The 13444-nt window shown below is 64.4% G+C and carries 14 protein-coding genes; 7 read left to right on the top strand and 7 right to left on the bottom strand.

The window, feature by feature from the left end; genetic code table 11:
* Nucleotides 1-60: 60 nt before the first annotated feature.
* Together hdaA and AC07Y0_RS11175 are read right to left on the bottom strand one after the other, a co-directional pair.
* Nucleotides 61-774 (bottom strand): DnaA regulatory inactivator HdaA, encoded by a 714-nt coding sequence (gene hdaA, locus AC07Y0_RS11170; RefSeq protein WP_498677226.1) that lies wholly within the window; start codon nt 772-774, stop codon nt 61-63.
* Complete coding sequence (locus AC07Y0_RS11175) at nt 775-1899, bottom strand: AI-2E family transporter (protein ID WP_498677229.1); 1125 nt, start codon at nt 1897-1899, stop codon at nt 775-777.
* Between the two features lie 224 nt (nt 1900-2123).
* Between AC07Y0_RS11175 and purM the strand changes: the two genes are divergently transcribed.
* On the top strand, nt 2124-3197 hold the full coding sequence (gene purM / locus AC07Y0_RS11180; protein WP_498677230.1) for a phosphoribosylformylglycinamidine cyclo-ligase: 1074 nt from the start codon (nt 2124-2126) through the stop codon (nt 3195-3197).
* The gene (gene purN, locus AC07Y0_RS11185) at nt 3194-3850 is read left to right on the top strand and encodes a phosphoribosylglycinamide formyltransferase (protein ID WP_498677232.1); all 657 of its coding nucleotides are present in this window, start codon (nt 3194-3196) and stop codon (nt 3848-3850) included. Before purM ends, purN begins: the two co-directional genes overlap by 4 nt.
* A gap of 3 nt (nt 3851-3853) precedes the next feature.
* Here the strand turns inward: purN and AC07Y0_RS11190 are convergent, their stop codons facing one another.
* Nucleotides 3854-4639, bottom strand: coding sequence for an SDR family NAD(P)-dependent oxidoreductase (locus AC07Y0_RS11190; protein WP_498677234.1), 786 nt, complete (start codon nt 4637-4639; stop codon nt 3854-3856).
* A 240-nt stretch (nt 4640-4879) separates the two neighbouring features.
* Between AC07Y0_RS11190 and AC07Y0_RS11195 the strand changes: the two genes are divergently transcribed.
* Nucleotides 4880-5821, top strand: coding sequence for an omptin family outer membrane protease (locus tag AC07Y0_RS11195; protein ID WP_498677236.1), 942 nt, complete (start codon nt 4880-4882; stop codon nt 5819-5821).
* Between the two features lie 89 nt (nt 5822-5910).
* On the opposite strand, the gene AC07Y0_RS11200 is transcribed toward AC07Y0_RS11195, so the two are convergent.
* On the bottom strand, nt 5911-6510 hold the full coding sequence (locus tag AC07Y0_RS11200; protein ID WP_498677238.1) for an NUDIX domain-containing protein: 600 nt from the start codon (nt 6508-6510) through the stop codon (nt 5911-5913).
* Complete coding sequence (locus AC07Y0_RS11205; RefSeq protein WP_498680215.1) at nt 6507-8621, bottom strand: molybdopterin-containing oxidoreductase family protein; 2115 nt, start codon at nt 8619-8621, stop codon at nt 6507-6509. The genes AC07Y0_RS11200 and AC07Y0_RS11205 overlap by 4 nt, the downstream gene beginning before the upstream one ends.
* A 75-nt stretch (nt 8622-8696) precedes the next feature.
* Between AC07Y0_RS11205 and AC07Y0_RS11210 the strand changes: the two genes are divergently transcribed.
* Both AC07Y0_RS11210 and AC07Y0_RS11215 read left to right on the top strand, forming a co-directional pair.
* Entirely contained in the window at nt 8697-9572 is an 876-nt protein-coding gene (locus AC07Y0_RS11210) for a 23S rRNA (adenine(2030)-N(6))-methyltransferase RlmJ (protein WP_498677240.1), read from the top strand.
* Nucleotides 9573-9652: 80 nt separating this feature from the next.
* Nucleotides 9653-10057, top strand: coding sequence for a hypothetical protein (locus AC07Y0_RS11215; protein ID WP_498677242.1), 405 nt, complete (start codon nt 9653-9655; stop codon nt 10055-10057).
* 1 nt (nt 10058) lies between these two features.
* On the opposite strand, the gene AC07Y0_RS11220 is transcribed toward AC07Y0_RS11215, so the two are convergent.
* Nucleotides 10059-11012: a lysylphosphatidylglycerol synthase domain-containing protein gene (locus AC07Y0_RS11220; protein WP_498677244.1), complete on the bottom strand. Its 954-nt coding sequence runs from the start codon at nt 11010-11012 to the stop codon at nt 10059-10061.
* An 86-nt stretch (nt 11013-11098) separates the two neighbouring features.
* Here AC07Y0_RS11220 and AC07Y0_RS11225 point away from each other — a divergent pair, with 86 nt between their 5' ends.
* Together AC07Y0_RS11225 and AC07Y0_RS11230 are read left to right on the top strand one after the other, a co-directional pair.
* The gene (locus AC07Y0_RS11225; protein ID WP_498677245.1) at nt 11099-11758 is read left to right on the top strand and encodes a ribonuclease T2 family protein; all 660 of its coding nucleotides are present in this window, start codon (nt 11099-11101) and stop codon (nt 11756-11758) included.
* 51 nt (nt 11759-11809) lie between these two features.
* Nucleotides 11810-12406 carry a glutathione S-transferase gene (locus AC07Y0_RS11230; protein WP_498677246.1) on the top strand — a complete coding sequence of 199 codons (597 nt, stop codon included), beginning with the start codon at nt 11810-11812 and terminating at the stop codon, nt 12404-12406.
* A gap of 78 nt (nt 12407-12484) precedes the next feature.
* Here AC07Y0_RS11230 and AC07Y0_RS11235 read toward each other — a convergent pair whose 3' ends face one another.
* The gene (locus tag AC07Y0_RS11235; protein ID WP_498677247.1) at nt 12485-13126 is read right to left on the bottom strand and encodes an outer membrane protein; all 642 of its coding nucleotides are present in this window, start codon (nt 13124-13126) and stop codon (nt 12485-12487) included.
* Nucleotides 13127-13444 lie beyond the last annotated feature (318 nt).

Here is a 13444-nt window from a genome sequence, read left to right on the forward strand (position 1 = left end):
CCATCCCTCAATTGCCGGAGTGCCCGCAATTATAACAGTTTGACGACAATCCTGTGACGCTCACTCCGTGCCGTCAGGCTCGTAGAGTTCACCCAGGACTTCGGCTGCCAGCGCCCGTGTAATCTTCGTCCGTCGCGACAGGGCGAGCCGGTCGATTCGATCGACGACCTCCTGTGCCGCGGCGCACGAGCGCTCCATGCGCTTCACGATATAGTCGACGATCTTGTCGTCAATATTAAGCTGGCGATCGGCGAAAAGCTTGACGATGACCTGGGACAACAGCGCCTCGTCCGGGCTGCCGATCTCGACCATGGTTGCCGCCTTGAGGCGCGAGCGCAGATCGGGAAGCGCCACCGGCCAGGACAGAGGCCAGGTGCGCGACGTCATGAGCAGGCTCGTGCCATGCTCGCGCACGCTGTTGATCACATGGAACAACTCGACTTCGTCGAATCCGGTTCGGTCGGCATCCTCGAGCAGCACGGGCCCTTTGGCAGCAGCCTCAGCCACCCCGCCGCCCGCCATGGGGTTGATCACCGTCGCATCGGCCTGCTCGCGCCAGATCTCGGCCAGGTGGGATTTTCCGGAGCCCGGCGGTCCCGTCAGGATCACCACCGGCGACGGCCATTCGGGCCAGCTGTCGATCAGCGCCACGGCCGCCGCCAGACGGTCGGAAACCAGAAGGTCGTCGCGGCCGGATGCCGTGCCGTGCTCGAAAGCGAGCGGCAGCTGTTCGGCTGCCCTGCGGCGCGGCCCGGCCTTCATTGTTTCACGCATCTACTTCTCTGAAACACCGGATTTGGACTCGCCTTCGACACTCGCCGGCTGCCCATAGTACAGATCGCTCTCAAGATACCGCGACAGGGCGAAGCGGACAAGCACGCCGACCGACGCCGCTGCCGGCACGGCGACGAGCACGCCGACGAAGCCGAACAGCGCACCGAAGGCGAAGAGAGCGAACATCAGCCAGACCGGATGCAGCCCGACGCTCTTGCCCACCCATTTCGGCTGGAGAATGTTGCCCTCGATGAACTGGCCGGAGAAGAAGAAGAGGACGACGATGATGAGATGGACATAGTCGGGCCAGAACTGCACCAGCGCCACGCCGGCGGCGAGCACCAAGCCGACCGTCGAGCCGACATAGGGGATGAAGCTCAAGAGGCCCGTGAGAAAGCCGATCAGCAGGCCGAAATTCAGGCCGATCAATGACAGGCCCACAGCGTAGTAGATGCCGAGGAACAGGCAGAGCGATCCCTGGCCGCGGATGAAGCCGGCAATGGTGCTGTCGAGTTCGGCGGCGATCTCGCGGACGACGGCGACGTTGTTGCGGGGGATCCAGCCGTCGACCTTGGCGATCATCCGGTCCCAGTCGAGCAGCAGGTAGAAGGCGACGACCGGGGTGACCACCAGCAGCGAGGCGATGTCGACCAGCGCCTTGCCCGAATTCCAGATCTGCCCGAGCAGCGTTCCTATGAAACCGACGCCTTCGGACAGATACTTGGAGAAGTTCTCCTTGAGCGCATCCGTCTGGGTGCCGAGCCAGCCCGGCAGCCATGCGGCATTGGTGGTGGTGATGTAGGTCTGCAGCTGTGTGATGTAGCCCGGAACATGCTGGATGAACTCGTTGAACTGGTTCGCCAGGATCGGGATGATGATCATCAGCGACAGAACAAAGACGACGATGAAGGTGACCAGGATCACCACGGTCGCCCAGATGCGCGACAGGCCCAGCCGTTCCAGCCGATCGGCGACGGGGTCCAGAAAGTAGGCTAGCGCCATGCCGGCGATGAACGGCAGAAGGATGGTGCGGAAGGTCATCAGGAAGAAAACAAAGACCAAGAGCGCGACAGCCCAGAACAGCACCTGCCGCCGGAGCCCGCTACCACTGATGTGCTGAACCATTATCCGCCTTCCTCTTTCTCGCTACCGCATACCTTGCCGGCTCTTCTAGCAGGAAACGCCAGATAGGTCAGGCCGAAAGCGAAGGTCAAGGCTGCGCACCCGCAGGAGCGCGACGGCAACGGCGAAAACGCCGGAAAACCGCGCTTTCCCCGTCGCGCGACTTGCATATCCGGGCTCTTCATGCAATGGCCACCGGCAATATCGACACCCATCGGAGGCACGAGATGAGCCAGTCTGAACGCAACGGTTTGACCTATAGCGACGCGGGCGTCGACATCGATGCCGGCAATCTGCTGGTCGAGAAGATCAAGCCTCACGTGCGCTCGACGCGTCGTCCGGGCGCTGACGGCGAGATCGGCGGCTTCGGCGGGCTGTTCGACCTGAAGGCCGCGGGCTTCACCGATCCCGTTCTCGTCGCCGCCAATGACGGCGTCGGCACCAAGCTCAAGATCGCCATCGACGCCGGCATCCACGACACGGTCGGCATCGACCTCGTCGCCATGTGCGTCAACGACCTCGTCGTCCAGGGCGCCGAACCGCTGTTCTTCCTCGACTACTTCGCCACCGGCAAGCTCGACCCGGACCAGGGTGCGGCGATCGTCGGCGGTATCGCGGCCGGCTGCCGCGAGGCGGGCTGCGCGCTGATCGGCGGCGAGACCGCCGAAATGCCGGGCATGTATTCGGGCGGCGACTATGACCTGGCCGGTTTCGCCGTCGGCGCCGCCGAACGCGGCAAGCTCCTGCCCGCCGGCGACATTGCCGAGGGGGACGTGATCCTCGGCCTCGCCTCCTCGGGCGTGCATTCCAACGGCTTTTCTTTGGTACGCAAGATTGTGGGCCTGTCAGGCCTCGACTGGAACGCGGCCGCGCCCTTCGACACGGCCAAGACGCTGGGCGCCGCCCTGCTCGAGCCGACCCGCATCTACGTCAAGCCGCTGCTGAAGGCGATCCGCGAGACCGGCGCGCTCAAGGCGCTTGCCCACATCACCGGCGGCGGCTTCCCGGAGAACATTCCGCGCGTGCTGCCCAAGCACCTCGCCGCCTCGATCGACCTTGACGCCATCACCGTTCCGCCGGTCTTCTCCTGGCTCGCGCGCACCGGCGGCGTCGCCCAGAACGAGATGCTGCGCACCTTCAACTGCGGGGTCGGCATGATCGTCGTCGTCGCCGAGAAGGACGCCGCCCGCGTGGCCGAAGTCCTCTCCGCCGAGGGCGAGAAGGTCGTGACGCTCGGCCGCATGATCGCCCGCGCCGAGGGCGAGGCCGGCACCCGTTACGAAGGCAAGCTCGCTCTATGACGACGGCCCGCAAACGCGTCGTCGTCTTCATCTCCGGCGGCGGTTCGAACATGGTGGCGCTGGCGGATGCCTGCGCCGCACCGGACTTCCCGGCCGAGATCGTCGCGGTCATCTCCGACAAGCCGACGGCGGGCGGACTGGCCAAGGCCGCCCAGCGCGGCATCGCCACGCATGTCTTCGAGCGCCGTGCCTATGCCAGCAAGGCCGAGCACGAGGCGGCGATCCTCGCCGCGCTGGCAGCACTCTCGCCCGACATCATCTGCCTCGCCGGCTATATGCGCCTGCTCAGCGCCGATTTCATCCGTCCCTATCAAGGTCGGATCCTCAACATCCATCCCTCGCTGCTGCCGCTCTTCCCCGGTCTGCACACCCACCAGCGGGCGCTCGACGCCGGCATGATGGTGGCCGGCTGCACCGTGCACTTCGTCACCGAAGGCATGGACGAGGGACCGATCGTCGCCCAATCCGTCGTGCCGGTTCTGCCCGGCGACACGTCGGACAGCCTCGCGGCACGGGTGCTGACCGTCGAGCACCGCAGCTATGCCCAGGCGCTGCGCCTGTTCGCCGACGGCACGCTTCGCATGGACGCCGACGGCCGCGTCGTGCGGACCGGCTACGCCGGAGACGCGTCGGCGAGCCTGGTCTCGGTCTAGAGACTATTTCGCATTGCTCATGAAATAGGACGCACCCCAGGCCAGCAGGCTTCGGGGAAAAAGGTGCGTGGAAAGGGTGATGAGCTTGTTGGAGACGCCCGGCACCACGCTCGGCCGACCGGCATAGAGGGCCTTGAGGCTCGCCTCGACGACGGCCTCGGGCGTCATCAGCACCGCGGATGCCATGGGGTTGAGCCGGTGTCCGGCCCGGTCCCAGAAGGGCGTTTCGGTCGGCCCGGGGCAAGTCACGCTGACGACGACCTTGCGGCGGGCAAGCTCGCGACGCAGCGCATGGCCGAAGGCCAGCACATAGGCCTTTGACGCGGCATAGACCGCATAGCCGGGGACCGGCTGGTAGGCGGCGGTGCTCGCGACCAGAAGGATATGCCCGCCGCCGTGCTCGGCCATGGCACTGCCGAACACATGCGAAAGATCGGTCAGCGCCCGCACATTGACGTCGATCATGCCGAGTTCGGCGTCACGCGATCGCGAGACGAATCGGCCCTGGACGCCATAGCCCGCATTGGCCACCAGCGCCTCGATGAAGAGACCGCGGGCGTCGAGCGCCTGCTTGAGGCGCAAGCAGGCATCCGGCCCGGCCAGATCGGCGACTTCCACGACCACTTCTCCGCCGTGGCTTCTCAGTTCCGCCGCCATCGCCTCCAGGAGGTCGGTGTTGCGGGCGGTCAGTACGAGATTGTAGCCGCGCCTGGCAAGCGCCAGGCCGAATGCGCTCCCCAACCCACCCGTCGCGCCGGTGATCAAAGCCCATTTGCGATCGTCCGCCATTTCCCTCTCCCTGCCTACCGCGCGATCATCGGGAAAAACACCCGGCGCCGCAAGCGCCAAGGGCGACGCCGAAGTGGGCCTTTTCGCCCACCAAGGCAAACAGACGCGCCAGGCAGACGGATGAACCCATTTTTGGCCGCTACAAGGTCCAGAAATGGCCACTGCAAACCATTGAGACTATTTGCGTTTTCCGTAAGGTGCCGACCATCGGACAATTCACTGACATGGGGGACTTTTCGCATGAACAAACTGTTGACCACGACCGCGCTATTCGCCGGGCTGGCGCTCTGCCCGACCTTTGCGGCTGCGGCGGACAACCTCTTCACCTCGCCGGACGGCGCCTTTTCGCTCTACGGCAGCGTCGGCCTTGCCAATGTCAAGGCAGGCGAGTTCGTCTATGACGGCTCCCACAAGCTCAGCCAGCTCAACTGGGAAACCAAGGGCATGACGCTCTATACGCTCGGCGCCGACGCGCAGATCGACAAGAACTGGAAGGTCCGTGCGGCCTTCAACGTCGGCACCGGGGGCGACGGCCACATGGTCGACTATGACTGGATGGACTACAGCAACGACGACTGGACCGATCGGTCGACCCATCCCGACACCGAGCTCGACCACTATTTCAGCGGCTCGGTCGAAGTCGATCGGGGCTTCTACGAGAACGACACGACGAGCTTCGATGTCGGCGCCGGCTTCCGCTACACCGACGTCAAGTGGACGGCTTACGGCGGCTCATACATCTACAGCAGCGGCGGCTTTCGCGACGATATCGGCGACTTCCCCGATGGCGAGCGCGGCATCAGCTACCAGCAGAAGATCCCGGTCGGCTTCCTGGCCGTCAACGGCGCCCATACGATCGGCGCGCTGACGCTGAGCGGCGGCCTGCAGGGGGGCCTCAGCTTCGGCATCGACGACATCGACGATCACTGGATGCGCGACCTGCGCTTCTTCGACAGCATGTCGGTCGCCCCGATGCTCGGCGCCAATGTCACGGCGAACTACCAGCTCAACGAAATGGCGGCGCTCTACGTTACCGGCTCGTTCGAGCGCGTGTTCCATGCGCGGGGCGACATGAAGATCGTCGACACGACGGGTGCAAGCCCCGACTCCCATTCCTCGGATTCGGCCGGTGCGACCTATCAGGCGATGTCGATCTCGTTCGGCCTCAAGGGCAGGTTCTAGAAATACCGAGCCCCCGGCGGGCAGCGCCTGGCGCTGTCCGTCCGGCCGCGGAGGCCCCCCCTTTGCGCATCCGCGGCCATTCTTGTCCGTCAGGCCAAAAGTTCATCCGGATTGAGCGCCGCCCATTGCAGCAGCATGATGGTCTTGGCGTCGCAGATGCGTCCGTCGGCGACCATCGCCATGGCTTCGCCGAGAGGCAACTCGGTGATCTCGATGTCCTCGTACTCCTCGGCCAGCCCGCCGCCGTCCGCGGTCTTGTGGGCGGCCTCGATGCGGGCGAAGTAGAAATGCACCTTCTCGGTCACCGCGCCGGGTGAGGAGTAGGCGCTGAAGAGATGCCGCGGCGCCGCGACCTCGTAGCCGGTTTCCTCCATCGCCTCGCGACAGACGGTTTCCGCCGGGTCCTCGCCATGCTCCATCGAGCCGGCGGGCACTTCCAGCAGGAAGGCATGATCGCCCATCAGGTGAACCGGAATGCGAAACTGCCGGACCATGACGACGATCCGCCGCTTCGGGTCGTAGAGCAGGATCGCCACGGCCTCGCCCCGGTCGAACACCTCCCACTCCAGCTCGACCTTGCTGTCGTCGGGCCGGATATAGTCGAAGACGATGCGGCGGAAATGGCTCCAACCCTTCCACAGGGTCTCGTCCTTGAGGATGGCGATGCGGATCTGATCGAAGCGGCTCATCCGGCGGCCTTTTCCAGCCAGACCTTGTTGTCGTGGAAGGCGGCCCCGCCATGCGGCGCGACGGCATCTGCCCCGGTCAGCACGTTGATCCCCTCGCCGTCGAGATGCGCCTTGTTCGGCCATAGCCCCTCGGCCACCAGCACGCCGGGCTTGACCGCATCGGTCACCCGGGCGTGGATGCGCAGGCTCCCGCGCGTGTTGCCGAGGCGCACGACCTCGCCGTCTGCGATCTCCAGCCGCGCCGCATCGGCCGGATTGACCATCACCTCGGGTCTCCCTTCCTTCTCCCGCGAGGTCGGCGTCTCGGAGAAGGTCGAGTTGAGGAAGTTGCGGGCCGGCGAGGTCGCCAGGCGGAAGGGATGCGCGGCATCGGCCACCTCGATCAGATCGACCTGGTCGGGAAACTCGGGCAGCGCGGCGACAGGCCCGAGATTGCCGAGCCTGGCCGGCGGCTTGTTCGGCGACTTGCCGTTCTGCCAGTCCGGGCGGAAGCGGAACCTGCCGTCGGCATGGCCGAAACCGTCGAGGTAATGGGCCTGACGGAACTCCGGCTGGCAATCGAACCAGCGCTCTTCCTGGAGGGTGTCGTAGCCCGGCCAGCCGCTCGCCTTCAGCATGTGGTCGATGTGCTGGTATTCCGAGAGGCCGAAACCGGGGCGGTCGGCAACGCCGAGGCGCCTGGCCAGTTCCTCGATGACGAAGAGGTTTGTGCGCACCGTTTGCGGCGGCTCGACGATCTTCGGGCCCAGCAGGATATGGCTGTGGCCGCCGCCGCGATAGACATCGTCATGTTCGACGAACATGGTGGCCGGAAGCACGATGTCGGCGACCTCTGCGGTCTCTGTCATGAAATGCTCGTGCACCGCGACGAACAGGTCGTCGCGCAGGAAGCCCTTCTTCACGAGACGCTGCTCGGGGGCGACATTGACCGGATTGGTGTTCTGGATCAGCAGCGCGGTCACGAGGCCGCGATGGCGCAGGGCCTCGGCGTCACCGGTCAGCACGCGGCCGATCTGCGACTGGTCGAGCATGCGGATGTCCGGATCGGCATAGCTCGTGCCCATCAATTCGGCCTTGTTCAGCCGGAAGATGTCGCCGTTGTTGTGGAAAGCGCCGCCACCTTCGTGCTGCCAGGAGCCGAGCACGGTGGCGACCGACAGCGCGGCGTGCATGCCGGCCGACCCGTTGCGCTGGCGAGCGAAACCATAGCCGAGACGGAAGAAGGTCTTCTTCGTCGTGCCTACCAGGCGGGCGAAGGTCTCGATCTCCTCGACGGACAGCCCGGTGATCGCGGCCGCCCATTCCGGGGTGCGGGTCTGCAGATGAGCCTCGAGCCCTGCCGGGTCGTCGGCATATTGCGCCATGTAGGCACGGTCGGCGTAACCGTCGCGGAAGGCGATGTGCATCACGGCGCAGGCAAGCGCCGCATCGGTGCCCGGCCGGAGGATCAGACCGAGATCGGCCTGCTTCATCGTCGCATTGTCATAGACGTCGATCACCACGATCTTGGCGCCGCGTTCCTTGCGGGCCTTCATCGCATGGGTCATCACGTTGACCTGGGTCGCAACCGCATTGGTACCCCAGATGACGACGCAATCGGCCTTGGCGATCTCGCGCGGATCCGGACCGCGAAGCGCGCCGGTGCCCATGACATAGCCGGTCCAGGCCATGTTGGTGCAGATCGAGCCGAAGAAGCCGGAATAGCGCTTGGCGTGACGCAGGCGCTCGATCGAATCGCGCTGCACCTGGCCCATCGTTCCGGCATAGAAGTAGGGCCATACGGCTTCAGAGCCATGCGCCGCTTCGGCCTTGACGAAAGCCTCGGCGATCTCGTCCAGCGCGTCGTCCCAGGACACCTCCTGCCAGGCGCCCTCGCCTTTCGCGCCCTTGCGGCGCTTCGGCGTCAGCAGCCGGCCGGGATGATAGAGCCGCTCGGCATAGCGGGCGACCTTGGCGCAGATGACGCCGGCCGTGTAGCTATTGTCGGGTGAGCCGCGGACGCGGCCGATGCGACCGTCCGCGTCGAGATCGACGTTGAGCGCGCAGGCGGATGGACAGTCGTGCGGACAGACCGTATGACCAGTGGTTCGGATAGGGCTCGCGATGTTCATGACGTTTGTATATTGCATGGCCGGACGGCTCAAAAGCCCCATTCCGACAATTCATAGAACCCATCAGGACGACAGATGAACTATCGCCACATCTACCATGCGGGCAATTTCGCCGACGTGCTGAAGCATGCGGTGCTGGCGCGGCTGATCGTCTACCTGCAGCAGAAGGACAAGGCCTTCCGCATGCTCGACACCCATGCGGGCATCGGCCTCTACGACCTTTCCTCCGAGGAGGCACAGAAGACCGGCGAATGGCGCGAGGGCATCGGCCGGCTGATGGAGGCGGAACTTCCGGAGCCGGTCGCCACGATCCTGGCGCCCTATCTCGACGCGGTCCGCAGCCTCAACCCTGAGGGCGAGATCACGCTCTATCCCGGTTCGCCGAAGCTCGCCCGCATGCTGTTCCGGCCGCAGGATCGTCTTTCGGCGATGGAACTCCATCCCGACGACAGCCGTCGGCTGGCCCGACTGTTCGAGGGCGACTACCAGGTGCGCGTCACCGAACTCGACGGCTGGCTGGCGCTCGGCGCCCATCTGCCGCCGAAGGAGAAGCGCGGCATCGTGCTGGTCGACCCACCCTTCGAGGAGGAGGGCGAATACGATCGTCTGATCGACGGGCTATCGCGCGCCTGGCGCCGCTTCCCCGGCGGCGTCTATTGCCTCTGGTATCCGATCAAGAAGGGCGCGCCGATCGCCGCCTTCCACGAAGCGCTGAAGGCGCTGGAGATCCCCAAGGTGCTGTGCGCCGAGCTTTCGGTGAAGAGTGATCGCGACACGACCGGGTTGTCCGGCACCGGCCTTATCGTCGTCAATCCACCCTTCACGCTGAAGGACGAGCTGCATGCGGCGCTGCCCGAACTGAAGCGCGTCATGGCGCAGGATCGCTATGCGTCGCACCGCTGCTTCTGGCTGCGCGGCGAGACCACGGACACGGACCGGCAGGCGGACTGAGAAGGTCGCACGCCGCCTCGGCTCCTCCCTTGACCTTGGCCCCCTTTGCCAACATTCTGACGGCGAAAGGGAGAGCTTCCATGTCCGCCAGATCGCTGATCCGCACCACGCTTTCGCTTGCCACCCTCCTACCGCTCGCCGTCGCGACCGAGGCATTTGCCGGCACGCCGTCCTGCGAAGACGTGACCGGGACGGTATCCAGCCGTTTTGCCCAGAACATGCGAAGCTTCCTGGACATGGACCTGTCGATCGCTGATTTCGACATCATCTCCGAGAGCCGGCTCGAGCCGCGGGACGGAACTCACCGTGTGGAGCGGCGCTATTGCCAGGCGAAGGTGACCACGACCGACGGGGAGCGCCGCCAGCTCTGGTTCCTGATCGAGAGCGGCTGGGGTTATGCCGGCCTCGGCTCGTCGGTCGAATTCTGCATGAGCGGCCTCGATCCGTGGCACGTCTACGGCGCGCACTGCAGGTCGCTGCGTTGACTTAAGGTTCCCCCTCGCCGCCCGGCTCCTGGCCCGCACGGAACTGCGTCCGTTCGAAGATCGGAATGACCAAGAGCGCGATCGCCAGCGGAATGAGCAGATAGAACAGGCGGAACACCAGCAGCGCGGCAATGACGTCCGCCTGATCCATTTCCGGCAGTCCCATGACGAAGACCAGTTCGAGCACGCCGAGCCCGCCCGGCGCATGCGAGATCAGCGCTGCGGAGAACGATACGAGGAAGATGCCGAGCACGACGACGAAACCGGGATTGCCGATCTCCGGGAGGGCGAAATAGATGATGCCGGCGGCGCCGATCAGTTCCATCGGGCCGACCAGCAACTGCGACAGAACAACGGGCGGCGCCGGATAGGTGACCTGGAAGGTGCCGATGCGCAGGGGCCGGAGCCGCAGCATGCTGGCAATCGCATAGAGGCCGACGAGACCAAGGATGACGCGGCCGGTCGCCGTCGACGCGCCCATCGGCAAGAGGTCACCGAATCGCCCGGTGATGTCCGGCTCCCAGACGAGAACGAGACCGGTGAGAAGCAGTGCGCCGAGCAGGAAGGTGAAGGAGCACAGCGCAATCAGACCGCCGATCTCGCGCGCATTGAGCCCCTTGGACGAATAGGCCCTGTAGCGCACCATGCCGCCCGAAATGACCGAGGCGCCGACATTGTGGGACAGGGCATAGGCGGTGAAGGAGGCGAGCGCGATGAACAGCCAGTTGACCTTGCGGTCGAGATGCATCAGCGCGATGCGGTCGTATCCGGCAAGCGCGGCATAGGCGATCAGCGAACACAAACCGGCCAAGACCCAGCCATGCGTGGGTATCTGGGCGAGGCTGTCGTGCAGGTCGTCGAGTGACAGCCCACGCAATTCCTTGTAAAGAAGCCAGGCGGATACCGCGATCGTCGCGGCGCCCACGACAGGCCAGAAATATTTCTTCAGGGTCATCCAGTCTTGCCGATCATCTCTCCCCGATACCGAGCGCGCTGCCGCCAGACCGCTGGCGGCCTGCCCATTCTGGAGATGAAGGATTAATGGTTCAACCTGCGAGGATCGTATTCGGACTTTTCCTGGCGTCTTTCGCCTGGCTCGGGGCGACTGCGGCGCACAGCGACAGTCGGGGGCGGGATTTCGATTTCTACGTGCTCTCGCTTTCCTGGTCGCCGACCTTCTGTGCCGCCCCGAGGGCGGCACGGAACCGCGACCAGTGCGGCGCGGCGCGCGCGTTCGGCCTGATCGTCCACGGGCTGTGGCCGCAATACGAGCGGGGTTATCCGCAATCCTGTCCGAGCGACCAGCCGGGCCGGGTCCCGTCGAGCCTCGGACGCCAGTATCTCGACATCATGCCGTCCATGGGCCTGATCGGCCACCAGTGGCGCAAGCACGGCACCTGTTCGGGCCTCAGCCAGCAGGACTATTTTTCCGCCATGCGCAAAGCCTTCGAACGCGTGACGATACCACCTGCCCTCAAGCACACATCGAAGGAGACGAGGGTCGCGCCGGATGAGATCGAGCGACAGTTCGTTTCCGTCAACCAGGGCCTGAGCCCGCGCAGCATCGCCGTCACCTGCGAGGCGGGCAAGCTGGACGAGGTGCAGATCTGCCTGACCAGGGAACTTCGCTTCCGCGCCTGCCCCCAGGTCGACGGAAACGGCTGCCGTCAGGGACGGATCTCCGTTCCGCCGATAGACTAGAGGCACAAGTCCTCGACTCCCCGACCGAGAATCACAACCAGGACCACACCGATGAAACTGTTCAGTTCGCCGACCTCTCCCTACTCCGCCAAGGTCCGCATGGCGGCTCACCATCTCGGCATCGCCATCGACGACGTGGTCGTCAACACCTCCGACAACCCGCCCGAACTGATCGGGAGCAATCCGCTCGGCAAGATCCCGACCCTCGTGACCGACGAAGGCCAGGCGATCTTCGACAGCCGCGCAATCATGCATTACCTGCACAGAATCGCGAAGCGGCGGCTCTATCCGAAGAAGGACAGCAAACGCACCGAGGCCGAAGTGCTCGAGGCGCTCTGCGACGGCGTCAACGATTGCCTGCTTGCGATCGTCTACGAGAAGCGCTTCCGCCCGCCGGAACTGGTGAGCCAGGACGCCATCGACCGCCAATGGGCCAAGGTGGAGCGCAGTCTCGACTATCTGAACGCCAACATGCCGAAATTCGGCAAGTCGCTGCATGGCGGCCATTTCGCCCTGGCCTCGCTGCTCGGCTATCTGATGCTGCGCTTTCCCGGCGAGTGGGAAAACGGCCGCACGCGCCTGGCCGCCTGGCCGGGAAAGTTCTCCGAGCGCTTCAAGGCGTATGGACGGTTCCGTCCGCAATCGTGATCGGGCTTCAAGAGCCTGTCTCGCAAACGAAAAAGCCGGGCTTGCGCCCGGCTTTTCCGTATTCTTCGTTCGTTCGGATCAGAACTTCACGCCGATACCGACCTTGACCGAGTGATCGTCGAAGCCGCGCGATACCGTGGCACCGTCGATGTCGAAGTCACGCGAAGCGTAGTCGGTGTAACGATATTCGACGCGTGCCATGATGTTGTCGGTCACGAGGGCTTCGACACCGGCACCGACGGTGTAACCGACGGCGGCCTTGGAGTCTTCGTCGGTCGCGCTCTCGATCGTATGGTTGGCGGCGGCGACACCACCGGTCGCATAGACCAGGAACGGGTTCATGTCGTAACCGACACGGGCGCGGAGCGAGCCGTTGACACCCTGGGTGCCGGTCAGTCCTGCACCGGCAGAGCCGTCTTCGCCGTTATAGCCGACATCGGCTTCAGCACCGTAAACGATCTGGCCGTTCTGCATGTTGTAACCGCCGTAGAGCGTACCGCCGACAGCGTTGGCGTCACGATCGTCGCTGCCACCGAAACGGCCCCAGTCATAGGTGACCGCGCCGCCGACATAGGCACCGCCCCAACCGGTCGGCGCGGCATAGGTTTCGGTTGCCGCCGGAGCTTCCGGAATCTGGTCGACGGCGTCGGCTGCGTTGGCAACCTGAAGCGCCATCAAGCTCGTGGCGGAAGCCAGAAGAATCATAGTGAGGGTACGCATACTTGTCTCCTTTCAGTTCCCAGCCGCGCCAGAAACAATCCGACGACGGCTTGAACGATCGATGTAAATCCCTGCCCGTTCCGAACTAAACATGGAGGTGAATTGAGGAGTTGAAAGAGCCGAAATATGAATTCATTGTGGCGCATGCGTGACGAAAATTGGATGTTGCTTAACAGCAACAAACTTTTCATTAACCATAACAAGGTGTAAACGCCGTTATACTAAGACTAATTGCAGTTAAACTGAACTTGCATCGAATTATACACCTCCGAACGCGAAGAAAAGAAATGGCGAATCCCTATGCAAACTCCGACGGGC

This window comes from Allorhizobium sp. GW101-3B10 (assembly GCF_059424725.1).

Coding starts and splice junctions, on each gene's coding strand:
- AC07Y0_RS11230 (WP_498677246.1), top strand. CDS start 11,810: ATGAAACTGTTCAGTTCGCCGACCTCTCCCTACTCCGCCAAGGTCCGC.
- AC07Y0_RS11220 (WP_498677244.1), bottom strand. CDS start 11,012: ATGACCCTGAAGAAATATTTCTGGCCTGTCGTGGGCGCCGCGACGATC.
- AC07Y0_RS11195 (WP_498677236.1), top strand. CDS start 4,880: ATGAACAAACTGTTGACCACGACCGCGCTATTCGCCGGGCTGGCGCTC.
- AC07Y0_RS11175 (WP_498677229.1), bottom strand. CDS start 1,899: ATGGTTCAGCACATCAGTGGTAGCGGGCTCCGGCGGCAGGTGCTGTTC.
- AC07Y0_RS11200 (WP_498677238.1), bottom strand. CDS start 6,510: ATGAGCCGCTTCGATCAGATCCGCATCGCCATCCTCAAGGACGAGACC.
- AC07Y0_RS11235 (WP_498677247.1), bottom strand. CDS start 13,126: ATGCGTACCCTCACTATGATTCTTCTGGCTTCCGCCACGAGCTTGATG.
- purM (WP_498677230.1), top strand. CDS start 2,124: ATGAGCCAGTCTGAACGCAACGGTTTGACCTATAGCGACGCGGGCGTC.
- AC07Y0_RS11205 (WP_498680215.1), bottom strand. CDS start 8,621: ATGAACATCGCGAGCCCTATCCGAACCACTGGTCATACGGTCTGTCCG.
- AC07Y0_RS11215 (WP_498677242.1), top strand. CDS start 9,653: ATGTCCGCCAGATCGCTGATCCGCACCACGCTTTCGCTTGCCACCCTC.
- AC07Y0_RS11225 (WP_498677245.1), top strand. CDS start 11,099: ATGGTTCAACCTGCGAGGATCGTATTCGGACTTTTCCTGGCGTCTTTC.
- hdaA (WP_498677226.1), bottom strand. CDS start 774: ATGCGTGAAACAATGAAGGCCGGGCCGCGCCGCAGGGCAGCCGAACAG.
- AC07Y0_RS11190 (WP_498677234.1), bottom strand. CDS start 4,639: ATGGCGGACGATCGCAAATGGGCTTTGATCACCGGCGCGACGGGTGGG.
- purN (WP_498677232.1), top strand. CDS start 3,194: ATGACGACGGCCCGCAAACGCGTCGTCGTCTTCATCTCCGGCGGCGGT.
- AC07Y0_RS11210 (WP_498677240.1), top strand. CDS start 8,697: ATGAACTATCGCCACATCTACCATGCGGGCAATTTCGCCGACGTGCTG.